Raw genomic sequence first — 24,522 nt, 5'->3', positions numbered from 1 at the left:
TTTTAAACCGGAAGGTTTTTCAACCAACTGTATAATGAACAAGAAAATTTCTGTCATATTTATTCTGCCGGATTTAGAGACCGGAGGTGCAGAAAGAATCGTTACCACCATTGCAAATCATCTCTCAAGAGATCGTTTTGAACCGAAGATTTTGCTGTTGCGCAAAGAGGGTGGTTATCTGAATATTTTAAAAAAAGACGTTGAAATTATTGATATCAACACTGAGAGAATCCGCCATTCTCTTAAGCCGATTCTAAAAGAGATTTACCGCCGGAAGCCGGATATTGTTTTTTCGGGATATGGAGAGGTAAATGCGTATCTGTCGATGTTTATCAAACTTTTCCCCAAAACAAAATTTATTGCGAGAGAAACCAATGTTGTTTCGCAACATGTTACTAAAAAGGAAATTAAATTTTTCTACCACTTTTACAATAATTATCAGCAGATTATCGCACAGAGTGATGATATGATGCACGATCTGGTCAGAAATTTTAAAGTAAACCGGTCAAAAATTGTTAAGATCAATAATCCTGTTGATTTTGATTTTATAGACGGAAAATTAGCCATCTCGCGTAAGCCTGAATGTTATAAATACAACTATAAAAACGTTGTTGCGATTGGGAATCTTTCTGCGAGAAAGGGTTTTGATAATTTACTGAAAGTTTTTTCAAGATTAAAAAACGAAAAAATTCTACTGCACATTTTAGGAGACGGAAAAGACCGTGAAATTCTGCATCAGATGAAAGAATTTTTAGGCTTAAAAAATATCGTTTTTCATGGCAGACAGGAGAATCCGTATGAGTTTTTGAAATATGCAGATTTGTTTATTCTATCCTCAAGATATGAAGGTTTTCCCAATGTATTACTTGAAGCAGGAGCCTGCGGAACATATTCTTTAGCCAATAACTGTCCTGGTGGAATCAACGAAATCATTCAGCACGAAACCAACGGTGAGGTTTCTGATATTGAAAATCACGAAGATTTTTCACAAAAAATTATGCAGATTTTACATCGTTCTTATGATCATGAAGCTATTAAAAATTCTATAAAATCACGGTTTTCGAAAGAAATTATTTTGGATAATTATGAAAAGGTTCTGTTGGATTTGATGCATAAAAAATAGGCTTGTGAAGATTTTTCTAAAAGTTATTTCTTTTTATATATTTTCATTAGGCTTCTTTCTTCTTAAATTCACTTGGTTTAATTATGTTTTTGAATGCAGTTGCACAGGTGACATTTTCCCCAAATATTATGCATTCCCATTTATATATAAAAGTAATTCTTTGGCAAGTTCATTGGCTGAAGTTTTTTATATTTCGGGAATTTTGTTAAATGGTTTAGTAATTACCTTCCTACTTTTAATCATTGATTTTTATCTGTTAAGATTAATAAAAAATAAAAAATTCATTGTAAAAACGTATTTATTGATACAGCTTTCTTTGCTTTTATTATCTGGTTACAGTTTTTATATCTCATACACCTTTTTAGGGGATGACAATTTTGAATGGAAGAGTGATTTTAGAGAAGAAGTAAGAGCTTACAACGCTGATTGTAAAAGTTATTTTAAAGGTTTCATAGTAAATTAAATCTCTTTGATTTTCTTACATTTGAAATTCTAAAATTTAAAATCATTATTTCATTCATGAAAAAACTCCCAAAATTAGGTTGTGCCTGCGAAAAACACGATTTAATTGAATCCGAATACAGAACTTCAATCGTAGGAAAAGATTTGACTGATGACAGGAATGCAGAAGTAAGCATTATTCAGTGCAGACTTTGCCAGAGAATCTGGCTTAAATATGCTGTTGAATCAGAAAATTCTTCAAATTTAAACAGATGGTTTAAAGGAATAATTGCAAAAAAAAAAGTTGCAGAAATGAAACCTGAAAACGCTGTAGAATATTTAGAAAATCTTCCATGGTACATTTGCGGAGGCGATTTTTTTGGAAATAAAGAAGTTTTTGGAGAAGGAAAATTGAATCTGGAATTAGAAAAATAGCTGGAAGACAAAAATTGAATGTAGGAATATTTAAAACAAAAATATTCTCAATCATTTAAACATCCCGCACCCATCATCCAACATCCTTCATATTTACAAAAAAAAACTTGACAAAACTCACTTTGTTCCTTCTGAATTAATCAGTAAATTTGTACGAATTAATCATCAGATAATAAATAAATTAAAATATATAATGAGTCAATTCGATGTTACCGTAATAGGTTCTGGTCCCGGAGGTTATGTAGCTGCAATCCGCGCTGCACAATTAGGTTTCAAAGTAGCAATTATTGAAAAGTATTCAACTTTAGGCGGAACCTGTCTTAACGTTGGATGTATCCCTTCAAAAGCGCTTTTAGACAGCTCTGAGCATTTCGAAAATGCAAAACACAATTTCGAAAGCCACGGAATTATCATTAATGAGCCACAGGCTGACATCGCAAGAATGATTGCGAGAAAAAATGAAGTGGTAGAGCAGACTACAAAAGGAATTAACTTCCTGATGGACAAAAACAAAATCACTGTTTTCGAAGGTCTTGGAAGTTTTGAATCTGCAACTCAGATTAAAGTGACGAAAAACGACGGTTCTACAGAAACGATCGATTCTAAATATACCATTATTGCAACCGGTTCTAAACCTTCATCTTTGCCTTTCATCACTTTAGATAAAGAAAGAGTGATCACTTCTACTGAAGCTTTAAATTTAAAAGAAATTCCTAAGCATTTGGTTGTTATCGGTGGCGGAGTTATCGGTCTTGAATTAGGCTCAGTGTATTTGAGACTTGGAGCTCAGGTAACGGTGGTTGAATTTATGGACAAAATCATTCCTACAATGGATGGAGCTTTAAGCAAGGAATTGACTAAAGTTCTGAAAAAGCAGGGAATGAAATTCATGCTTTCTACAGCGGTTTCTGCGGTTGATAGAAACGGAGATTCTGTAAAGATCACTGCAAAAGATAAAAAAGGAGAGGAAGTTACAGTTGAAGGAGACTACTGTCTGGTTTCTGTAGGAAGAAGACCTTACACAGACGGACTTGGTTTGGAGAAAGCGGGTGTTGAATTGGACGAAAGAGGAAGAGTAAAAACAAACGACCATTTACAGACCAACGTTGCAAATATTTATGCGATTGGTGACGTTATCAAAGGGGCGATGTTAGCTCACAAAGCTGAAGAAGAGGGCGTTTTTGTTGCTGAAACTTTGGCGGGACAAAAACCTCACATCAATTATAATTTAATTCCAGGAGTGGTTTACACATGGCCTGAAGTTGCCGGAGTTGGTAAAACTGAAGAACAACTGAAAGAGGAAGGTGTTGCGTACAAAATCGGAACTTTCCCAATGAGAGCTTTGGGAAGAAGCCGTGCAAGTGGTGATATCGACGGTTTGGTGAAAATCATTGCTGACGAAAAAACAGACGAAGTTTTAGGTTTCCACATGATTGGTGCAAGAGCTGCCGATTTGGTTGCTGAAGGTGTTATCGCTATGGAATTCCGTGCAAGTGCTGAAGATATCGCAAGAAGTTCTCACGCGCACCCAACGTACGCTGAAGCGGTGAAAGAAGCTGCTTTGGATGCTACAGGGAAGAGAGCTTTGCACATGTAAGATTCAAGGTAAAAGTAAAAAGAGCCAAGTTGGCGCAAATATAAAAAGGGAAGTTTCAGCTTCTCTTTTTTTTGTAATTTGTTGCAAATATTTGATGATGAAAAAGCTAATACTTCTTTCGATGGTTATTTTTTCAGGATTGCTCTTCGGGCAGAATATTGAGCCTGTACAAAAGATAGTTCAGCAAATTAATCAAACCAAAGATTTTAAAATTAAAACGGTCCCGTATTCCTATTTTATGGATCAATCTGAAGTTACAGATAACGGAATTGAGTTAAAAGGATTCTACAAAAACGGAAAACTAAGAAAAATGGAACATTTTGTAGGTTTGTCAGCCTGGAACATCATTACAGAATATTTTTTCTCGGAAAACGGGAAGTTGGTCTTTGTTCATTCAAAAAAATATCAGACACTTGATGAAAATGGTTATTTGAAACAACCTCAACTATTGTCTGAATCAAGATATTATTATATGAAAGATCAACTAATTAAAAGCGTCGGGAAATTTGATGATGAAAAAACAGATTATTTAAAAGAATCTAAAAATTTGATTAATCATTTAAAAAATTATAAGGATTAAATTTAAAATCAATTTACCATATACCCCCCAACTCTCCAACTCTCCAACCCTCAGACGCTCCAACTCTAAATCCTCCAACCCTCCAACCCAAAAAATCTCCAACTTATTTTCCTTACCTTTGCCAACTAAATTTATCTTAAATGCAACTCGGAAAAACCCAGACTTTAAAAATTTCAGAAAAAAATACTTCAGGATGGATGCTTGAATCAGAATCCGGGAAAACCGCTTTCCTGTCTAAAGTTTTTATCCGAGAAGAAAAAGAAGTGGGCGACGAAATTGAGGTTTTTGTTTTTCAGGATGATAACAAACTGAAAGCAACAACAGAAATTCCATTGGCTGAAGTGGGCGAATTTGCCGTGATGAGTTGTGTTGAAAGTCTTCCGACAGGTGCATTTATGGATTGGGGAATCATCAAAGATCTTTTCATTCCCTACAAGCAGCAGAAAACTAAAATTCTTGAAGGAAAGAGATATCTTGTGAATCTTTATGTAGATGAAGATCTGGATTTAATTACCGGAACCACAAAATTTAAAAGAAATCCTCAGTATGAAAATTTGCCTTTTCAAAAAGGAGATAAGGTAGATTTAATTATGATGAATGAAAGCGAACTTGGCTGGAACGTTGTCATCAATAAAAAATATATCGGGCTGATTTATGCCTCTGATGTTTTCAAAAAATTATATCCTTTATCTGAGGAGAGCGGTTTCATTAAAGAAATCCGGGAAGACGGGAAAATCGATATTTCACTGCAACCTCAGGGTTTTGAAAATATTGATGAGTTTAAGCAGAAAATTTTAGATAAGCTTGAAGAAAATTTCGGTCTGCTTCACCTTTCAGACAAGTCCACACCTGAAGAAATTAAAGACGAATTACAGATGAGCAAAAAGAACTTTAAAAAAGCGCTTGGCGGTTTGTATAAAGATAAAATCGTGGATATTATGGAAGATAAAATAAGGTTGGTTTAAATAATATTTATAAAATAAAAACGGGCGGTTTCATTTAAGAAACCGCCCGTTTTGTTTTGAATTTAAAATTAATTTCTGTTTTTAATCAAAAGCCATCCGCTGTAATTTCTGCCGTCTGAAACTTTAATTGTGTACCAGTAATTTCCTGTAGGAACCGGTGCTCCATTGATCTTTCCATTCCACTCCAAAGGTGTTTTATTGACAATCTGTCTGAAAACCAGGGCTCCTTTTCTGTCGTAAACGCTTACTTCTGAGCCTTTATAATTTTGAAGTCCTGCAATTTTCCAACTGTCATTCACATTATCGCCATTGGGGCTGATCGCATTCGGAATATTAAAAATGGAAAAAGGTTTCTGTCCGATAAAACAGCCGTCTTTCGTTCTTACATATACTGTATATTCACCCATTTCCAGTTGTGTGAAAATATTGGAATCCTGCCATGAAGCATTGTCTAGAGAATATTCATAAATTCCTGACGGAGAAACTATCACCGCCGCAGTATTGCCTGTAATATTTACAGCTGTAATCTGTGCAAGAGTGGAATAACTCAACACAATGCTGTCGGTATTTTCACATCCAAAACTGTTGGTTACTTTCACAGAGTAAGTTCCCGCAGTAGAAACAGTAATGGTTTGAGTAGTTGCTCCGGTATTCCACAGGTAGGTTACAAAACCACTTCCTGCGTCAAGTACGACAGATTTTCCCTCGCAGAAATGAAAATCTTCGGGAAGCGTGACGGAAGGTTTAGGATTTAAAACCAATTCAAGAATTACATTTTTAAAACAACCATCGGCTGTTGCTACTTTAACGTTGATTAGATTTGAACCTAAGTTTAAAATATAGCTGGTTGCGTTATTGATTATGTTTCCGGCCTGATCATAGTAGGTAAAGATGTAGTTCGCAGGATTCGCAATCATATTAGATTGGTACGAATTGAGATTGACCGTCATCATCATCGCAGTCGTAACGTTGCATAAGGTCTCTCTGTAATTGGTTGCAGGAACATTATTCTGAGAGAGCGTAACTGTAATCGCAAGCTTATCTGATTTACAGGCATTGAGCGTCTGAGTTACATAATAAATCTGACCATTGATGAGTGGAGTAGTAAGAGGTAAAACGTTTCCTGCAGCATCATAAAAAATTAAAGCTGTTCCGTTGACGATAAGATTTGCCAGTGTTGGATTTGCGGAAGCACAGAAATCCTGATTTGTATTTGCAGTAGGAAGAGGTGTGTTGTTTACGGTAACCTGAATCGAAATTGTGTTACTTTGGCAACCGTTAACAGTAGAGTACGCATAATAGGTTTCTCCATTGACGAGAGGTGGATCGTTTGCGAAAATTACAGTTCCTGTTACATCTGTCCAGACAACATTTTGTCCGCTGATTTGCACGTCTGACAAAGTTGGCTGTTCGCTTGCACAAAAAATCTGCTGGTTACTTGAAGTGGTTGGAGCTGTGGGCAAACTGACAGTTACATTTTGATTTTGAGTGGAAATATTCCCGTTTCCGTCGTTGTATGACCAGTGAATAGTGTAAGTTCCCGGCGTATAATAAGACAAAGGATCTGTTGTGGTTGCTGTAATTGTTCCTGCGCAGTTGTCTGTAGCTGTCGGGAAACTGGAAATCGTCATGTTGCAATCTCCTGTCACCGTAGGTAATGTTGCCTGATTAGGAACGGGAGCAAGATTGTCTCCAATAACGACGTTGACTGTGAAACTACCGTCACAAGATCCCGAACCTGAAATTGCACAAGTGTAAACTCCTGCGTTTGCAGAGGACGCATTTGGTATTGTAGGGTTTTGTAAGTTTGAGGTAAATCCATTTGGACCTGTCCAACTGTAGGTGGTACCGCCGGAGGCTGTAAGGTTTAGAGTCGAGTTAGTGCAGATTGGGGAATTTGAAGATACAATTCCAGTTGAAGTGCAGTCTTGAAATTTAGCAACGAAAAAGTCATTACTTCCAGATCCTCCACTCTGTTGCTGAAAAGTACCTGGAGTCGCAATACCTGTCGTATTTCCACTGGACATTCCTGTCAGGTAAATAGCATTATTGCTGTCTTTCGTCATGTCTGCTAGTTGAGTAGAACCATTTCCGGTGTAATAAGTTCCCCATTCTTTAATATCATTCTGATTATATTTTACTAAAAAAATATCATTAAATGCATATGGCAGCCCTAAATAAGCACCAGGAGTGGAAATGTCAGGTTGAGAGGTTGATCCCATACCTGTAAAAAACACATTTCCGAGTGTGTCCGGATGTCCTGTCAATTGATAATCATCCTGTAAGGGGAAGTAATTTTTTACAATAGTATCATCAGATAAGTTTACTCTCCAGACTCCAGCCTGTCCTAACGGAAATGCAGGAGTGGAATATTTTCCTGGAAGAATAAGGATGTTATTAACGATAGCACCTTTTCTTATAATATCCTGGCCTACATTTCCAAAATAACTAGATCTGATAATATTATTTCCACTTTTTGAAAATCTTAAATAGATACCATCTACGATTCCGGCTTTTATCGGTTGAAAAGCATTTATCATGGGTATAGTTGAAGACTGAGTAGCTCCGATCATTTCGAGAGCATCAGAAGAAGACATAATTTGATAGAAACCTGTGGCACCATCTACTTGCCCAAAATAAGTTGCCCAGTCAACAGTTCCACCTGTTGCATTGATCGAACCAATAATTCCATCTGTCAATCCTACTGGCGTCGCTTTTGTTGGTTGCATTGCATTTATAGTTGGAAAATCAGAACTAAAAGAACTTCCAGTAAAATAAACATGGTTTTGATTATAAGAAAGACTGTATAGGGCTTCATTTCTTGTAGATGCAAACTCTTTGTCAAATATAAATCCACCATTATTATTAAATTTAGCGATAACGATATCATCATTATTCATACCTCTTTGAACTGTTCCTCCGGCAAAAAGATTAAAGTTTTCGTCAAAATCTACATCACTAAAAAATCATCCTGATTGAATCCATAATATGTACCCCAAATTTTTTGACCGTTTGGAGTTACTTTCATTACAAATGCGTCAAAGCTTCCTACTACATTTTGCTGATGAGTTCCGGAGGTAGCAAAGTTTGTATTGCTTGTGGTTCCTCCAAAAAGGTAGAGGGTATTCTGCGAGTCAGTTTTTGCTTTTGCATATTCTTCACCAGAACCTGCAATATAGCTTCCCCAAATTCTTGTCGGAACAGGGTCGATAATAATTGTTTTTTCTGATGTATTCACAGGTGAATGAAAACCAAAAGTCTGATCACCTAAATCTTTAAATGAAACATTAATATTTTCTCTTTTGTTTCCTGCAATCCAGCTTTGTGGAATATTTTCCTGCATCTTTCCAAAACGCAGATCCATGTCTAATTTATTGTCTAAAATCTTTGTTTGAGCACCATTAAATTTCATCCTGATGTCAGACACTTTTCCTCCGGGATGAATGATAAAGTTGTATTCAATAGGTTTCAACGTGTCTTTAGGTTTAAAGAATACCAAATCTACATTTCTGTAAATATTTTTATAGATTACCTTCTGATATTTGTGAACATTGGTCACACCTTTAGGATTGTGGCTGATATTAAAATAATTATCGTAGTCTTTTGATTTGTTTTCTGCTACAATTTTTGCGTCTGGATTTGAATCGATAAGCTCAATATCGATCCTGTGATAGAGATTTTCATAGTTAAATTCATCAAGATTAAAATCAGGCTTCTGCGGAAGATCATTTTTTTGTGCTTTTCGAAAATGAGGGTTTGGTGTCTTTTTTACCTCGTAAACATCATACGAAAAACCTCCTTTTCGCAGCTGAACATTCAATCCATTCGAATGAAATAAATATTTTACAGCATTATTCGGTTTTCCGTCCTGATCAACAATCTGACCTTTATTTTCATAAAAATGATATTCAGAATTATTTTGAAAATTTTTCTGCGCAAACAAAAAAGTAATGTTTAGCAGGGCTAAGAGGTATAAAATTTTTTTCATCTTATTGTTTTTAGTTTTTACAATCATTTTTTAGAAATTCCTTTTCTGCTTCTTTTTGCCCATATCCTATGAGTTCTTTCCATTTTTGGCAGGCGAGGTCTTTTTTTCCTAGTGCAAGATTGATAGCTGCGTAATTATAATGGGCATCAAGGTTATATTTGTTTTGAAGGAAAGATTTTTTAAAATTTTCAACTGAACAACTATAGTCCTTATTTTCAAAACACTTTAATGCAAGACTATTGTATCTTTCTGCATCAGAAATTTTGTTTGTGTCCATCGGAAGGGTAATCTGATCATATTCTGAAATGTTGTATCCAACAGAAATATTCGAATGTGTATTATTCTGAATTTGAATTTTGTAACCTATTGCGACAAATGGCATTCTGATGTGTTTTAAATGATTTACTTTAGAAAAATTCCATTTTTTGTAGGAGTATCTGAAAATCTCTTTCAGTTTATTTTGTGATACTGTAGAAATATCAGTAATATCTGTTAAAATAGTCTGTATGTACTGCTTTTCAAGATCAAAAATCAAATAACCTTTGGTTTTAAATGGTTGATCGTTATCATTTTTGAATTCATCTGCGAATATTCCATATTTAGGATATGGAGATAAGGCAGGTGTAGAACTTAAAATATCCTGATCGGCAAATTTTTCTAAATCATTTTTTCTTGCAGTTTCGTATCTAGTTAGATAATATCTTCCGTAAGTCTTTTCCAATTTTCTATCATTCACATCGAGCAGGATAAGCTCATTTTGGGTAAGTTTCTCAATTTTGTAATGTTTAATATTATCTGAAATGATTACGCTGTCCTTTATTTTTAAAGAAAAATTAATAAACGATTCAGGATCAGTGATAAATTCTTTAGTAAAATACCCTGCTTTTTTAAAATAATAAATTGTATGAGGATTCGATGTAGGCATTTGTGAAAAATATCTACTGCCATCACTCATTTCTTTGTTTGTAACAATCCAATCGCCATATAAAAGTTTAGAGTCTATCTGTGAATAATGTAAAATGGATATGCAAAAGAACAGCAAAAACAATATTTTCTTCATCATAAAATAGTTTTTCGCAAATATAATTAAACAAAGGCTATAAAGAAATTAATAAATCATTAATACGTGATTCTGCTGCGTTAAATGATTATTATCATATTAATCATTTTGTTTAACAATTTTGTCAAAACAAATGATTGATATATATTTGCACAAAATTGTTTAACAAAAATGTCAAAACAAGAAAAGAAAGACCAAACCCAGGAATTAATCAAGGATACTGCTAAGAATTTATTCTTCGTGCAGGGGAAATTTAACGCAACTACACAGGAGATTGCGGATGAGGCGGGTGTCAACAGAACCTTAATCAACTACTATTTCAGATCGAGAGATAATCTGATCCAGATTATTTTTGATGAAGCGCATAAAGTTGAAAAAGAAAAATCTGAGTTAATTATGAATTCAGACCTTCCCTTCAAAGAGAAGATTGCCAATTTCATCGACGGAAGCCTTCAGACAAGCCTGAAATATCCTTATCTGGAAACCTATATCGTTTCTCAAATTAACAAAGGAAGCTGTCATAAAAGAGATGTAGAAGAGAAAGATTTAAAAAAGATGTACAGCGAAATTGAAGCAGAAATGGAATTGGGAAATATTGAAAAAATGGCACCGGTACAGTTTGTACTCAATATGATTTCACTTCTCATATTTCCAAGTGCGGTGCGCCCGTTGTTTCTGGAAAATATGATGCTCGACGAAAAAGAATTCGATCTTTTGATTGCGGACCGGAAAGACATCATTCTGAATATCCTATTTAAGAAATAATTAAAAAAGATTAAAGTATTTTAAAATTTCACCCGTCCTTTAGGAATAAAGATTTTAACAAAGAAAACAAAAAATAAACGAAGTAATAAATTATGAATAGAAAACTTATAACTGCAAAAAAGCTAAAAATTGGGATAGCTGCAGCATTTATGATTTTCGGCTCTACATCTGCCTTTGCACAGCAACAGGTATCTTTGCAGGAAGCCATTAAGCAGGCTTTGCAAAATAAAGCAGAAGCCAAAAAAGCAGCTTTGCAGATCAAAAAAGCTGAATATAAGATAGCCGAGGCGAGAGCCGGAGCGTTACCGCAGATCAGCATTACGTCAGGTCTTACCTACAATCCTGTTATTCAGGAATCATTGCTTGAATTTGGTGGAGAGCGAATCATAGCAAAACTGGGACAGCCTTGGCAGACCACTTCAACTGCACAGGTTCAGCAGGCTATTTTTGACCAGAGAGTTTTCACAGGTTTGAAAGCTGCGAAGTCAACAAGAGAATTTTATATTCTTAATGCTCAGTTAACCAACGAGCAGTTGATTGAAAATGTTGCAACAGCTTACTATCAGGTTTTTGTGCAGGAAGAAAATCTTGAAACAGTAAACCAAAGCTACGCAAATACCGAAAAAGTAAGAAACGTTATCAAAAGTTTGGTAGATAACGGTTTGGCAAAACAGATAGATTTAGACAGAACCAATGTTCAGCTGACCAATATCGGTTCCAACAAACAGACTTTAATCAATAGTGTTGAGCTTTCTAAAAATTCATTGAAATTCTACATGGGAATTCCAATTGAAACAGAAATTACCCTTGAAGAAAAATCAATTGATCCAAGACCGGAACTTCTTGCTTCAAATGTAGATTTAAACAGCCGTTCTGAAGTAAAAGTGCTTCAGAAAAACAGAGAACTTTTGGTTTTTAATAAAAAAGCAACAGAAGCTTATCTGTATCCAACGGTTAATCTTGTTGCCAACTACGGTTGGGGTGCGACAGGAGCGAAGTTTCCTTTAACCAACGGTTTGCAGAATGGTGTACTCTGGAGTGATTTCTCAGCGATTGGTTTAAATATCAACATCCCGATTTTCACTGGTGGTGCTACTAAATCTAAAATTGCTCAGGCGCAGATCGATATCGACGATTTAGATCTGGATATTGAAAATACCCAGCTTTCATTAAGTCTTGATTATAAAAATGCAATTACCAATATGGAAAATTCACTGATCAACATTGAGAGTATGCGGAATAACGTTGGTCTTGCCGAGAAAGTTCAGAAAGACACGCAGGCCAATTACCAATACGGTTTGGCAACACTTACAGAAGTTTTGGACACTGAAAATGCATTAACTCAGGCAAAACAAAACTATGCAAACGCTTTACTGGATTACAAACAGGCAGAAATCAAATTAATCAAAGCCAAAGGAGAACTTAATACTTTACAAAACCCCTAATAAACTATTGTGAAGTCTTTTATCAAAAAAAAAGATTCCATTTACATTAAAAAATAATCATTACTAAAATGAAAAAAACTTTAATATATATCATCGTCGCTGCTGTACTTGTAGGCTTAGCTGCCTGGAAAATTGCCGACAACAAAAAGAAACAGGAAACTGAAGTAAAAGAAGTGGCAAAACAGGTTGACAAAATCAACGTCAATGTCATTACAGCTACAAGGTCAAACATTGATACAGATTATTCTGCCAACGGAACTTTCATCCCGAAACAGGAGATGAATCAGTCTGCAGATATTTCAGGAAGAGTGGTAAGCGTTTTCGTAAAAGAAGGTTCCAGAGTAGGAGCGGGACAGGTTTTGGCAACGATTAAAAGAGATGCTATTGAAGTAGACGTTACTCAGGCTCAGAACAACTTACAGAATGCTATTGCAGACAATCAGCGTTATGAAAATGCTTTCAAAACAGGAGGTGTTACCAAACAGCAGCTGGATAATTCAAGATTACAGTTGAAAAACATGCAGGCTGCAGTAAGAGCTCAAAGCGTGAGAGTGAATGATACAAGCATCAGAGCAGGGATCAGCGGTACTATCAACAAAAAAATGGTAGAGCCGGGAGCTGTTGTTGCACCTGGAACTGCTTTATTTGAAATTGTAAATATCAATTCATTAAAACTTTCAGTTTTGGTGGATGAAAGCCAGATTGGAAGAATTCAGCTGGGTCAGGAAGTTTCTATTAATGTAAATGTTTTACCTGACGAAACTTTCAGCGGAAGAATTACATTTATCGCTCCAAAAAGTGATGCTTCTCTTAATTTCCCTGTAGAAATTGAAGTTCCAAACAGAGGAAATCTGAAAGCAGGTATGTATGGAACAGCTCTGTTTAAAACAAACAACGGTGCCGAAACCCAAAATATGCTTACAATTCCTGCAGAAGCTTTTGCAAATGGTGTGAGTTCAGGACAGATCTTTATCGTTCAGAATGGAACTGCTAAAATGATCACTGTGAAAACAGGTAAAGTGTATGGTGATAAAGTACAGATCATCAGCGGACTTAATGGTGGCGAGCAGGTAATTACCAGCGGACAGATCAACCTTGATAACGGTTCAAAAATCAATATCGTAAAGTAACAGAAGAATGAAGTTAGCAGAAATATCCATTAAAAGACCATCCCTCGTTATCGTATTGTTTACGATTCTTACGCTGGGAGGTTTGTTAAGCTACTCCATGATGGGGTACGAATTGATTCCGAAATTTGAAACCAACATGGTAACGATTTCTACGGTATATCCGGGAGCTTCGCCTTCTGAGGTGGAAACTTCAGTGACGCGTAAGATTGAAGATGCCGTAGGTTCTTTGGAAAACGTAAAAAAGGTAGAATCATCTTCATACGAAAGTTTATCGGTGATTATGGTTCAGCTGAACACGGGAGCTGACGTAAACTATGCGTTGAACGATGCTCAGAGAAAGGTAAATGCTATTTTGGCAGACCTACCGGAGGATGCAGATCCGCCGTCATTACAAAAATTCTCACTTGATGATTTACCGATCATGACGTTGAGTATTACCAGTAATAAACTGAATAACAAAGAGCTTTACGATCTTTTAGATAAAAAAATTGAGCCTATCTTTTCCCGTGTAAACGGTGTAGCTCAGGTTGACCTTGTAGGTGGACAGGAAAGAGAAATTCAGGTAAGTTTAGATGAAAAGAAAATGCAGGGTTACGGTCTTTCGATCGCAGATATTCAGCAGGCAATTCTTTCTTCTAACTTAGATTTCCCTACAGGAGCTTTGAAGACAAGAACTTCTAGATCTACCATCAGACTTTCAGGGAAATACAGAGATATCGCTGAAATGAACAACTTGGTTGTTTCCAATAAAGACGGAGCACAGGTTCGTTTATCTGATATCGCAACCGTATTTGATACTCAGAAAGATATTGAGAAAGTAGCGAGATTCAACCAGAATCCTACGATTTTGATGCAGGTGAAGAAACAGTCTGATGCGAATGCAGTGGCGGTTTCAGAATTGGTACAGTCAACTATTGCTCAGGTTCAGACCAACTATAAAGCTCAGGATGTAAAAGTGAGTATTGTAGATGACTCTACAGATTTTACTTTGGAAGCTGCAGATCACGTAATTTTCGATTTGTTCCTGGCAATTATCTTGGTGGCAGTGGTAATGTTATTATTCCTTCACAACATCAGAAACGCATTTATCGTAATGGTTTCCATTCCGGTATCGTTGATTGCAACGGTAATTGGAATGTATCTGATGGGATACACCTTAAACTTAATGAGTTTACTGGGACTTTCACTGGTAGTAGGTATTCTTGTGGATGATGCGATTGTAGTACTGGAGAACGTTTACCGTCACATGGAGATGGGAAAAAGCAGAATTCGTGCAGCTTACGATGGAGCTTCAGAAATCGGGTTTACAGTAACAGCGATTACGATGGTAATTGTGGTGGTATTCTTACCGATTGCGATGAGTTCAGGATTGGTTTCTGATATCCTTGCGCAGTTCTGTGTAACAGTAGTTATTGCGACCATGTTCTCATTATTGGCTTCATTTACCATTATCCCTTGGTTATCTTCAAGATTCGGGAAACTGGTACATCTTACAGGAAAAAATCCTTTCGAGAAATTTATTCTTTGGTTTGAAAAGCAACTGGACAAATTCACGCACTGGATTTCAGGAATCTTGGAATGGGCGCTGAAAACGGGATTAAGAAGAATAATGGTGGTTGTAGTAACCTTTATTATTTTGATTTCATCATTTATGTTGGTGATATTCGGATTTATCGGAGGTGAATTCTTTCCTAAAATGGACAGAGGTCAGTTCCTTGTTCAGATGGAATTACCAAAAGATGCTTCTGTAGAAAAAACCAACCAGTTGACTTTAGAGGTTGAAAAATACCTTAGAAATGATAAAGATGTTGTAGACATGATTACCACAGTAGGTCAGCAGTCATCAGGTTTCGGTGGTGCACAGGCAACTCTGTATCAGTCGGAAATTCAGGTAATTTTGGTGGATAAAGCTGAGCGTGACGAAAGCACAGATATTAAATCAGCAAAAATCAAAAGAGCTTTAGAAGAAAAATTCACCGGAGTTGAATTTAAAACAGCACCAATCGGATTAATGGGAGCAGACAATGCACCAATCGAGATGGTGGTAACAGCTCAGGATAACGCAACGGCAAATAAGGAAGCGAACAGAATTTTAGCTTTACTTAAAAAAGTTCCGGGATCTGTAGATGCTGAATTATCAACCGACTCTGGTAACCCGGAAGTTCAGGTGAATATCGACAGAGATAAAATGGCTTCTTTAGGTTTAAATCTTTCAAGTGTAGGACAAACGATGCAGACTGCATTCAGTGGAAATACAGACGGAAAATTCAGAGCCGGAGAATATGAATATGATATCAATATCCGTTTTGGTGATGCCAACAGACAGTCGATTGATGACGTAAGAAACTTAATGTTCACAAACCCTGCGGGAGAACAGATCAGACTGAGTCAGTTTGCAGATGTGAAAATGGGTTCAGGACCAAGTTTGCTGGAGCGTAGAGATAAAGCGCCTTCCGTAAAGGTAAAATCTAAAGTTGTAGGTCGTCCTGTAGGTGATGTTGCCAACGAATGGTCTGCTCAGTTTATGGATAACGAAAAAACAAAACCAGCTGGTGTAACATACATCTGGAGTGGTGATATGGAAAACCAAACTGAAGGTTTCGGTACTTTAGGAATTGCCTTACTGGCGGCTATTGTATTGGTTTATCTGGTAATGGTTTCACTGTATGACTCGTTCGTTTATCCGTTTGTGGTATTGTTCTCAATTCCATTGGCATTGATCGGGGTTATGGTTATTTTGGCCATCACCGGAAATTCATTAAACATCTTTACGATGCTGGGGATGATCATGTTGATTGGTTTGGTAGCGAAAAACGCGATTATGATTGTCGATTTCGCCAATATGAGAAAAGCAGCAGGAGCAAACACGCACGACGCTTTGATTCAGGCTAACCACGCCCGTCTTCGTCCGATCTTAATGACAACGATTGCGATGATCTTCGGTATGATCCCGATTGCGATTGCAAAAGGAGCAGGAGCCGAGATGAACAACGGTTTGGCTTGGGTAATCATCGGTGGTTTGACCTCGTCATTATTTCTGACACTGATTATCGTACCGGTAGTTTATTCACTTTTCGATTCATTACTGAGAAGAATGGGTAAAGGTGAACCGGTAGATTATGATGCTGAAATGAAAGCGGACTACGAAGAAAAAGAACTGAGTGAAGATGGCTACACGCCAAAACACGTAGATTAATATAACAACCTTAATTAACCTGAAAGCCGCATCAATTTTTTGATGCGGCTTTTTTTTTGTCTAAATTTTTCTCTGTGAAGCAGCAGAAAATTAATAAAATCTAATAAGAATCTTACCTGCACGTTTGTCATCCCGCAGGGATCCCGGCTCGAATCTTTCACCACAGCATCTTAGATAAACTTTGTTTAGATCCTTACGGGAAGACAAAGAAAATGTGAAGGTTTTTGTGAAATCTTGACGTCTTACAATAACTGAAAACTACAAACGTTTATAAAAAAAAGCTTCCGGAATCAACCGAAAGCTTAGTGTATATTTTTAAATCAAAAGATTAATCCGCCATCACTTCACCAGACTTTCTGTAGATAAAATTTCCATAGATATGTCTTCTTGCAAAACGGCTTGGTGAATCAGCGTTCACCATTTTGATGTAGGTATTTCTTGGAACTCCGATGTATTCAAACATTTTACCGTTCAAATGCTGAACTTTCAAAATTGATTTTTCCAGATAAAAATCAGTGATGATAGAAGTAGTAATCGTTTCCGTGTATTCTTCTTTATATTTTTCCTGGGTTTCAGGGTTGATGCTTACCAAAAAGTGATAGGCTTCAATCACAGATTTGCTTTTTTCTTCCGCTTCCAGTTTCCCTTCTTCATTATTCACAAATTTATCAGGATGCGTATCTTTCATCACATTTCTGTAAACTGTTTTTAAATCTTTCAAAGTAGCAGTATTGTCTACCTCAAGAAGTTTTCTGTAATCACCTATTTTTTTCATAACGTACAATCCTTATTTCGGGGTGCAAAATTAGGCTTTTTAATTTTAAAAACCGTAAGTTTTTGATTATTAATTTATTTGAGTGAAAATTAATTTTAAATTATTTAGTTATAGCAAGATCTTGAATTAAAGAAAACTCAGAACTGGTTGCAGTTTTATAAGATTACTATCACTAATTTTTAGTCACAAAAATTTGAGCTCATAAAATTCTATTGGTAATATGCAGAACTCTTCTTTTAATGATTAATTTGAATAATATGTATGAGCTTATAATTTACTCCGTTAAATAAATGCAGCTCCAGTCGCCCAATCAATCATGTTGATAATTTTATAAATTTCCTCAGGACATTTTTCACATATTGTCATGAATCTCAAACCCTTTTCCATAATTAAAGTATCAAAAGTTTTAAGTTTTGTATTACAAACTGTACAATTTCCACTTTCATAGCTAATATTAATTGCTTTCAGTTTATGGATTTCATTAGTTAAATCACTTACTAACTCACTAATAACCGTAAAATTTTCTTTAAAATGTATTTCTGAAAATTCTATCAATAACAAGCCTTCAAGTTCCATTTCCTGAAAAGTGAGTTGTCGATCGTCAAATGTTTCTACGATGTAATTTCTACAAAAATTTCTAATTCTATCTGTAAACGCTGACGCTTTAAAAATAAATTCAGAATCAGGATGGTTTATATCAATCATTTATTGTGATTTACAGTTAACAATACTCAATTAATTCACAAAACCTCCCTCTTCAACTCCCCAATCTTCTCCTCAATAAAACCCACTTTATCCTTCTTCACCGCATTCAGAATCATCTTCTGGCTTTCAGGAATTTCAGAATATTTTTCCGCCCACAGATTAATTTCTATCAGCAACGGAAGCAGATGGATGCCTTTTTCTGTGAGCTTATATAAAACTTTCGCTTTACTGTCAGGATGATCCTGCTTGCTGATGATTCCGTTTTCCTCAAGCATTAAAAGACGTGAAGCCAGAATATTGGTTGCAATTTTCTCGTCAGATTTTAGAAATTCTCCGTAAGTACTCTGTTTTTTGAACATCAGATCTCTTACAATGAGCAATGACCATTTGTCTCCCCACACGTCTAATGAGCTGCTGATGGGGCAATCTGATCTCTTTTTTGAACTCGGCATAAAATTATTTTTAAATAATTAAATAAAAACACTTGCGTTTTGAAAGTAATTTTATAGATTTGTAATTGCAAAACGCAAGCAAATTTACCGAATTAAATTTAAAATACAATGGAAAACATTCTTTTTGATGCTTACAAGAGTAAAAACTTAGATCTGAAAAACCGTATCGTGATGGCTCCAATGACCAGAAGCCGTTCAGATAATCCAGAAAATAAAGCGACCGAACTTACAGCAAAGTACTACCAACAGAGAGCTTCCGCCGGTTTGATTATTACAGAAGGCACGTTTATCAGTCCGGAAGCGGTTGGTGTCATTAATGTTCCCGCAATATACAGTTCAGCACATATCCAAGGCTGGAAATTGACCACAGAAGCTGTTCATCAGGAAGGAGGGAAAATTTTCGCACAGCTTTGGCACACAGGAGCATACTCTCATCCCGATTTGCACAATGGTAAAAAGCCTTTGGCTCCGTCAGACGTCAATCCTCAGCAACAGATTTTTACGGCTACAGGTTTTCAGACGAGCGAAGAGCCTCAACCGATGACTACGGCAGATATCAAACAGACCGTGAATGATTTCAAACAGGCTGCACTCAATGCTCTTGAAGCCGGTTTTGATGGAGTAGAGCTTCACGGGGCGAATGGTTATCTTCTACAGCAGTTTTTCAGCAAAAATTCCAATCTCCGCACCGATGAATATGGTGGTTCGGTAGAAAACAGAGCGAGAATTCTTTTCGAAATTATTGATGCCATCAAAGAAGTTGCAGATCTAAAAAAGGTTGGACTACGTTTAAATCCTTCGCTTAACGGAATTATGGGAATCTTAGTCGATGACGAAACCATTGAACTTTACAATTACATCGTCAACCGTCTTAACGATTACGATTTGGCATATTTACACTTGATAGAGCCTTTTACAGACGTTTCAGAAAATTCAAATGCTATTCAGGAAGTCGCAAAACATTTCCGTAAAGTCTACAACGGAACCATTATAATTAATAGAGCCTTCAACAAAGAATCGGCAACAAAAGTGTTACAGGATGGCGATGCAGATTTGGTATCTTTCGGAACTCCATTTATAGCCAATCCCGATCTGGTAGAGTGTTTCAAGACCGATGCGCCTCTCAATCAACCGGATCAGGCGACTTTTTACACGCCGGGTGAAAAAGGCTACACCGATTATCCAACTCTGAACAGTTAAAATAATTTGGGCGAACGGCCGGGCTTTCCGCTGTATCTTTTGTTTCACAAAAGGATGCCGCTGCAATCCCTGTCGCAAACCTTCCCATAACCACAATACAAAACATTTAAACAAAACAAAAAAATGAAAACAACAGGAAATACAGTATTCATCAGCGGCGGAAGTGCCGGAATCGGTTTAGCCATCGCAAAAAAACTGAATGCAGAAGGCAACAGAATAATTATCAACGGAAGAAATGAAGAACGCCTTCAGAATGCGTTACAACAATTGGATAATGCGGTAGCTATTCAGGGCGATCTTTCAATTGAGGCAGACAGATTACGCATTGCAGAAGATTTAAAAAACAATCATCCCGATGTCAATATCATTATCAATAATGCAGGAGCAGCGTTTACCTATTTGCTGAACGAAACCCAAAATGCTCACGAAAAAGCAGCGATCGAAATGAACACCAATTATTTCAGCGTCATTCATTTTACAGAACTTTTACTTCCTCATCTGCTTCAGAAAACAGATTCAGCGGTAGTCAATATTTCTTCGATTGCAGTTTTTGGAAGCCATAAAATGTTGCCGACTTACGGCGCGACGAAAGCAGCTCTGCACAGATACACCCAGGCTCTGAGACAGACTTATGAAGACCGTGAAAATATTCAGATTTACGAGGTCTATCCACCATTAGTCAATACAGAATTTTCAGCAGAAATCGGTGGAGCCAACGGAATTCCGGCCTCGGAAGTTGCCGATGAGTTCTTTTTGGCACTGGAAAAAAATCAGTTTGATGTTCCGGTAGGTGATACCAAACAGTTTTTCGCAAAAGAATTAGCTTAATCTACTGAGAAAAATTCTCTTTTGAAAATTTCATCGAAATTACACCCTTTAGGGATGGGGAAATTAATTTTGATGAAATTTTTAGATACAATTTAAATTTACTGACGGATTACGTGAACTTCAAAAATATTCAATCATGGAATTAAAAGGAAAAACAATTTTAATTACTGGCGGAGCTTCCGGCATTGGTCTGGAAGCAGCAAAGCAGTTTTCAGAAATAGGAGCTAAAGTCATCATCACAGGCCGGAATCAGCAGAGATTAGATTTGGCTAAAAGACAGTATCCCAATCTTACGGTGATCAAAAGTGATGTTTCGGTGGCAGAAGACGCGCAGGAACTTTTTGATAAAGTTTCTCAGCTTGGCGGTATTGATATTCTGTATAACAATGCTGGTGTGGGCTCTCCTCCGATCAATTTAAGTGTTCCCAACGAAAAGCATCTGGAAAACGCTGCTTACGAAATGGAAATCAATTATTTGGGTGTCATCCGTTTAAATAATATTTTCCTGAACATGCTTCAGTCCAGAAAAGAAGCAGCGATTATTAACACGACTTCCATTCTAAGTTATGTTCCGTCATTGGTTGAAGCAACCTATTCAGCATCCAAAACGGCTTTGGCGTTTTACACAAAATCACTCAGAGAACATCTGCGAATAAGCAACAGCAAAGTAAAAATATTTGAATTGCTTCCTCCGGTGGTTGATACAGAAATGACTGCTGCCAGAACAGATAAAAAAATCACAACTGAAGAATTGGTAAAAGGTTTGATCAATGGATTAAAAAAAGATCAGTTTACCATCAGAATTGGTGACGCGAAGTTAGTCTATTATCTGAACAGATTTTTCCCTAAATTAACGTTCGGGTTGGTCAATCCAAAAAATCAGGAACAAATTTTAAAACAAAACTCAAAACATGAAAGCATTTAGTATCAGCCGTTACAAAAAAGACAGTGACCTGCAATTGGTAGATGTTCCCGAACCGGTATTGAAAGAAAATGAAGTTCTGGTGGAGATTCACGCTGCCAGTGTCAATCTTTTAGACTCAAAATTGAAAAGTGGTGAGTTCAAATTAATTGTGCCGTACAAATTACCGTTGATCCTCGGTCACGATGTTGCAGGCGTCATCATACAAGTCGGCTCAAAAGTGAAAAGCTTTAATGTGGGTGATGAGATTTACGCCAGACCTGCAGATTTTCACATCGGAACTTTTGCGGAATTTATTTCGATCGATGAAAAAGATGTTGCCTTAAAACCAAAAAACCTGACGATGGAGGAAGCGGCTTCCATTCCTTTGGTTGGGTTGACGGCTTGGCAGGCTTTGGTTGACAGAGCCAATATTCAGAAAGGTCAGAAAGTTTTTATACAGGCCGGATCCGGTGGAGTGGGAACCTTCGCTATTCAGTTGGCTAAACATTTAGGTGCGACGGTAGCAACCACAGCCAGTGAAAAAAGTTTTGAGTTTTTAAAAGATCTTGGTGCCGATGTTCTGATTGATTATAAAAAACAGAATTTCGAAGATCTGTTGAGCGGTTACGATATGGTCTTGAACAGTCAGGATCCCAAAACGCTTGAGAAATCTTTTCATGTTGTAAAACCCGGCGGTAAAATAATTTCCATTTCCGGTCCGCCAACGCCTATGTTTGCAAAAGAATTTAATCTTCCATGGTACGTAAAATTTGCAATAAAACTGATGAGTAGTAAAATCAGAAAAATTGCAGAGAAAAAAAATGTCAACTATTCTTTTCTCTTTATGAAAGCTGATGGAAAACAGTTGGCAGAGATTACAAAACTGATAGAAGCGGGAAAAATAAAACCTGTCATCGACAAAGTTTTTCCATTTGAAAATACCAATGAAGCAGTAAAATATGTTGAAAGTGGCCGTGCAAAAGGAAAAGTGGTGATTAAGATGAAATAATCTTTTATAGATTAAAAAGGACAATATTGAACTTATGTTAATTGATCTGCAACACTTCCTTTGTTTTTCTTCTGTTATTTCTCTACCACATTATTACGACCTTTCCTTTTTTCCTTTTTAGTAGTTAAATATTCTGAGATATATTTTCAGAACCCTTAAATACATTATTCTCTACATACAACTTTTTTTTTCAAATGAATTATCATATTTATACGGTTGTTTTTAGAATTAAATTTTTTCAAAGTTCGCTGCGCTATTAAAATATACGAAGATGAAAAAAAAGATACCGCAGCCCCCTCCTTTTATGCGATGTTCAGTGTTTCTCTACAGCAAGTTTTCGTGCAGAAAGACATTAGATCCGCTATTCAGGAACTGTTATCTCAGATGACTATTACAATAGGCCAACAATGCATTAAAAGCTGGTTTTTATCAGAGAGAAAATAATCCTTCAGGCAAGGAATATTTTGAAAAAGTGGAGTATGACCTAAATAGAAATATTACAGATCTGAAACGGTCGGCACTTATCGAAAGCAGAAACGCCTTTGCAAACCGTACTGACGTACTTGACTTCGTATATCATAATAATAACAATAGTAACAGGCTTTTGTCTGTCACAGATACTTCCACTGATTACAGAGGTTAACCTGATGTTTCCGGAATTACCATTGATTATGATGAAAACGGTAACATGACATCACAAAATGACAAGGGAATTACAAGGATCGATTATAATTTTCTGAATCTTCCGAAATATTTAGAGTTTAACAAAACCTTTACACCAAGATATCCTGGTGGTAACACAAATGTGAAAACAAATTATTTGTATAAGGCAGACGGAACAAAGCTGAGAAAGATTTATACGTATGGAAGTGGAAAAATGAATGTTGAAGCATCGACTACAACCGAATGTATTGACGCTTTTCAATACGAAGTTATTGACACTGGAGGTAAATACATCATTCTTCCAAATTGCACCTAAAGCCGAAGGACATTATGATTTTGAAAATAATACATATATTTACAATTAAACAGACCATTTGGGAAATGTAAATTAAGTTACTCTCAAAACAGGAACAGTGTAGCGATTCTCGAGGAAAATAACTACTATCCCTTTGGGTTAAAGCATACAGGTTATAATTACTGGTCAACCAGTGAAAGTTACCATTCAAATACAATGGTAAAAAGCTCAGGTGGACTCGGGGATGTACGATTATGGAGCAAGATTCTAATTACTTTATAATCCAGAAGGAAAAGGTGTTGGTACGGGAGCTACGACTGAAACAAGATTTATTGATAATTTATCAAAACAACAATTAGATTCTGTAAAAAGCCGTAATGCTGCAGATAGTATCAGATATAATATGGATGCTAAAAGTAGAGGAGATTCTTTGTTAAATCAAATGTTAAAAAGATCATGAAAAAAGTAATAATTTATCTCATAGTAATTTTTTTATTCTCATCCTGCAAGAGAGAAGAAAAGATTTCTTTTGATAATGGAAAAATTAAATTTATTAAAAGTTACAACAAAGGAGTTATTGAATTTAAAAGATTTGATGAAGAAGGAAGTTTATTGTTCTACGGAAAGTTTAAAAATAACCAATTAATTGATACTTTATATGTTTTTAATAAAGGAGTGGATTTTATCATAAAAATAGATAGCTCTGATAACAACTATTTCTATGGAACGTATATTTCAAAATATTCTACAGGTAAAAATTCCAAAATTTCATCTTTACGTTTTGATAAAGATAGCGATATAGATAGTACTATTAGCTCGTCATTATTGTTTGGTAAAGAAATTCTTTTTAATGTAGACGGAAAACTTTCGAGAGAAAGGGTTTATGAAATAGATGGCAAAAAATCAGAAATAATTGAAGAAAAGATATATGATAAAAACTTGAAGTAGTCAACACCACAGCGTTCA

The 24,522-nt window shown here is 36.1% G+C and carries 22 protein-coding genes; 16 read left to right on the top strand and 6 right to left on the bottom strand.

Annotated features, from left to right (window positions below):
• The first annotated feature begins 34 nt into the window (after positions 1 to 34).
• The 6 genes from IC610_RS05715 (at position 35) to IC610_RS05690 (ending at position 5,141) form a co-directional block, all read left to right on the top strand.
• A complete protein-coding gene (locus tag IC610_RS05715; protein WP_191735609.1) occupies positions 35 to 1,123 on the top strand; it encodes a glycosyltransferase in 1,089 nt (362 codons plus the stop codon).
• A 4-nt stretch (positions 1,124 to 1,127) separates the two neighbouring features.
• Entirely contained in the window at positions 1,128 to 1,586 is a 459-nt protein-coding gene (locus tag IC610_RS05710; protein ID WP_191735608.1) for a hypothetical protein, read from the top strand.
• Between the two features lie 56 nt (positions 1,587 to 1,642).
• Positions 1,643 to 1,999 carry a hypothetical protein gene (locus IC610_RS05705; RefSeq protein ID WP_191735607.1) on the top strand — a complete coding sequence of 119 codons (357 nt, stop codon included), beginning with the start codon at positions 1,643 to 1,645 and terminating at the stop codon, positions 1,997 to 1,999.
• 193 nt (positions 2,000 to 2,192) lie between these two features.
• Complete coding sequence (lpdA, locus tag IC610_RS05700) at positions 2,193 to 3,596, top strand: dihydrolipoyl dehydrogenase (protein ID WP_191735606.1); 1,404 nt, start codon at positions 2,193 to 2,195, stop codon at positions 3,594 to 3,596.
• 97 nt (positions 3,597 to 3,693) lie between these two features.
• Complete coding sequence (locus tag IC610_RS05695; RefSeq protein WP_191735605.1) at positions 3,694 to 4,176, top strand: hypothetical protein; 483 nt, start codon at positions 3,694 to 3,696, stop codon at positions 4,174 to 4,176.
• Between the two features lie 140 nt (positions 4,177 to 4,316).
• Positions 4,317 to 5,141 (top strand): CvfB family protein, encoded by an 825-nt coding sequence (locus IC610_RS05690; RefSeq protein WP_191735604.1) that lies wholly within the window; start codon positions 4,317 to 4,319, stop codon positions 5,139 to 5,141.
• A 68-nt stretch (positions 5,142 to 5,209) separates the two neighbouring features.
• Here IC610_RS05690 and IC610_RS05685 read toward each other — a convergent pair whose 3' ends face one another.
• From IC610_RS05685 to IC610_RS05675, 3 genes are read right to left on the bottom strand one after another with little or no spacing between them, the layout of a single operon-like run.
• Positions 5,210 to 8,041, bottom strand: coding sequence for a T9SS type B sorting domain-containing protein (locus IC610_RS05685; protein ID WP_191735603.1), 2,832 nt, complete (start codon positions 8,039 to 8,041; stop codon positions 5,210 to 5,212).
• Positions 8,042 to 8,091: 50 nt separating this feature from the next.
• A complete protein-coding gene (locus IC610_RS05680) occupies positions 8,092 to 9,129 on the bottom strand; it encodes a DUF7948 domain-containing protein (RefSeq protein WP_191735602.1) in 1,038 nt (345 codons plus the stop codon).
• A gap of 10 nt (positions 9,130 to 9,139) precedes the next feature.
• A complete protein-coding gene (locus IC610_RS05675; protein ID WP_191735601.1) occupies positions 9,140 to 10,192 on the bottom strand; it encodes a tetratricopeptide repeat protein in 1,053 nt (350 codons plus the stop codon).
• A 168-nt stretch (positions 10,193 to 10,360) separates the two neighbouring features.
• On the opposite strand from IC610_RS05675, the gene IC610_RS05670 reads away from it, so the two are divergent.
• The 4 genes from IC610_RS05670 to IC610_RS05655 all read left to right on the top strand — a co-directional run bounded on the left by IC610_RS05670 (position 10,361) and on the right by IC610_RS05655 (position 16,725).
• Complete coding sequence (locus tag IC610_RS05670; protein ID WP_056080802.1) at positions 10,361 to 10,954, top strand: TetR/AcrR family transcriptional regulator; 594 nt, start codon at positions 10,361 to 10,363, stop codon at positions 10,952 to 10,954.
• Between the two features lie 92 nt (positions 10,955 to 11,046).
• Positions 11,047 to 12,399 carry a TolC family protein gene (locus tag IC610_RS05665; protein ID WP_191735600.1) on the top strand — a complete coding sequence of 451 codons (1,353 nt, stop codon included), beginning with the start codon at positions 11,047 to 11,049 and terminating at the stop codon, positions 12,397 to 12,399.
• Between the two features lie 68 nt (positions 12,400 to 12,467).
• Positions 12,468 to 13,529: an efflux RND transporter periplasmic adaptor subunit gene (locus IC610_RS05660; RefSeq protein WP_191735599.1), complete on the top strand. Its 1,062-nt coding sequence runs from the start codon at positions 12,468 to 12,470 to the stop codon at positions 13,527 to 13,529.
• A 7-nt stretch (positions 13,530 to 13,536) separates the two neighbouring features.
• Positions 13,537 to 16,725: an efflux RND transporter permease subunit gene (locus IC610_RS05655; protein WP_191735598.1), complete on the top strand. Its 3,189-nt coding sequence runs from the start codon at positions 13,537 to 13,539 to the stop codon at positions 16,723 to 16,725.
• A gap of 328 nt (positions 16,726 to 17,053) precedes the next feature.
• Here the strand turns inward: IC610_RS05655 and IC610_RS05650 are convergent, their stop codons facing one another.
• The 3 genes from IC610_RS05650 to IC610_RS05640 form a co-directional block, all read right to left on the bottom strand.
• Positions 17,054 to 17,500, bottom strand: a complete 447-nt coding sequence (locus IC610_RS05650) for a KTSC domain-containing protein (protein ID WP_047444253.1) — start codon at positions 17,498 to 17,500, stop codon at positions 17,054 to 17,056.
• Between the two features lie 282 nt (positions 17,501 to 17,782).
• A complete protein-coding gene (locus IC610_RS05645; protein WP_191735597.1) occupies positions 17,783 to 18,205 on the bottom strand; it encodes a hypothetical protein in 423 nt (140 codons plus the stop codon).
• A 35-nt stretch (positions 18,206 to 18,240) separates the two neighbouring features.
• Positions 18,241 to 18,657, bottom strand: coding sequence for a winged helix-turn-helix transcriptional regulator (locus tag IC610_RS05640; protein WP_191735596.1), 417 nt, complete (start codon positions 18,655 to 18,657; stop codon positions 18,241 to 18,243).
• A 108-nt stretch (positions 18,658 to 18,765) separates the two neighbouring features.
• Here IC610_RS05640 and IC610_RS05635 point away from each other — a divergent pair, with 108 nt between their 5' ends.
• The 6 genes from IC610_RS05635 to IC610_RS05610 all read left to right on the top strand — a co-directional run bounded on the left by IC610_RS05635 (position 18,766) and on the right by IC610_RS05610 (position 24,504).
• Positions 18,766 to 19,857, top strand: a complete 1,092-nt coding sequence (locus IC610_RS05635; RefSeq protein ID WP_191735595.1) for an alkene reductase — start codon at positions 18,766 to 18,768, stop codon at positions 19,855 to 19,857.
• Positions 19,858 to 19,980: 123 nt separating this feature from the next.
• On the top strand, positions 19,981 to 20,685 hold the full coding sequence (locus IC610_RS05630) for an SDR family oxidoreductase (protein WP_191735594.1): 705 nt from the start codon (positions 19,981 to 19,983) through the stop codon (positions 20,683 to 20,685).
• Between the two features lie 136 nt (positions 20,686 to 20,821).
• On the top strand, positions 20,822 to 21,610 hold the full coding sequence (locus IC610_RS05625; RefSeq protein WP_191735593.1) for an SDR family oxidoreductase: 789 nt from the start codon (positions 20,822 to 20,824) through the stop codon (positions 21,608 to 21,610).
• Positions 21,597 to 22,598 (top strand): NADP-dependent oxidoreductase, encoded by a 1,002-nt coding sequence (locus tag IC610_RS05620; protein WP_191735592.1) that lies wholly within the window; start codon positions 21,597 to 21,599, stop codon positions 22,596 to 22,598. The genes IC610_RS05625 and IC610_RS05620 overlap by 14 nt, the downstream gene beginning before the upstream one ends.
• Before the next feature lie 688 nt (positions 22,599 to 23,286).
• Positions 23,287 to 23,577 carry a hypothetical protein gene (locus tag IC610_RS05615; RefSeq protein WP_191735591.1) on the top strand — a complete coding sequence of 97 codons (291 nt, stop codon included), beginning with the start codon at positions 23,287 to 23,289 and terminating at the stop codon, positions 23,575 to 23,577.
• A gap of 435 nt (positions 23,578 to 24,012) precedes the next feature.
• Positions 24,013 to 24,504 carry a hypothetical protein gene (locus tag IC610_RS05610; protein WP_191735590.1) on the top strand — a complete coding sequence of 164 codons (492 nt, stop codon included), beginning with the start codon at positions 24,013 to 24,015 and terminating at the stop codon, positions 24,502 to 24,504.
• Positions 24,505 to 24,522 lie beyond the last annotated feature (18 nt).

It is taken from the genome of Chryseobacterium caseinilyticum (assembly GCF_014837145.1).
Classification (GTDB): Bacteria; Bacteroidota; Bacteroidia; order Flavobacteriales; family Weeksellaceae; genus Chryseobacterium; species Chryseobacterium caseinilyticum.
The sequence above is the reverse complement of the archived record's forward strand: the minus strand, read 5'-3'. Positions and strand labels throughout refer to the sequence as shown.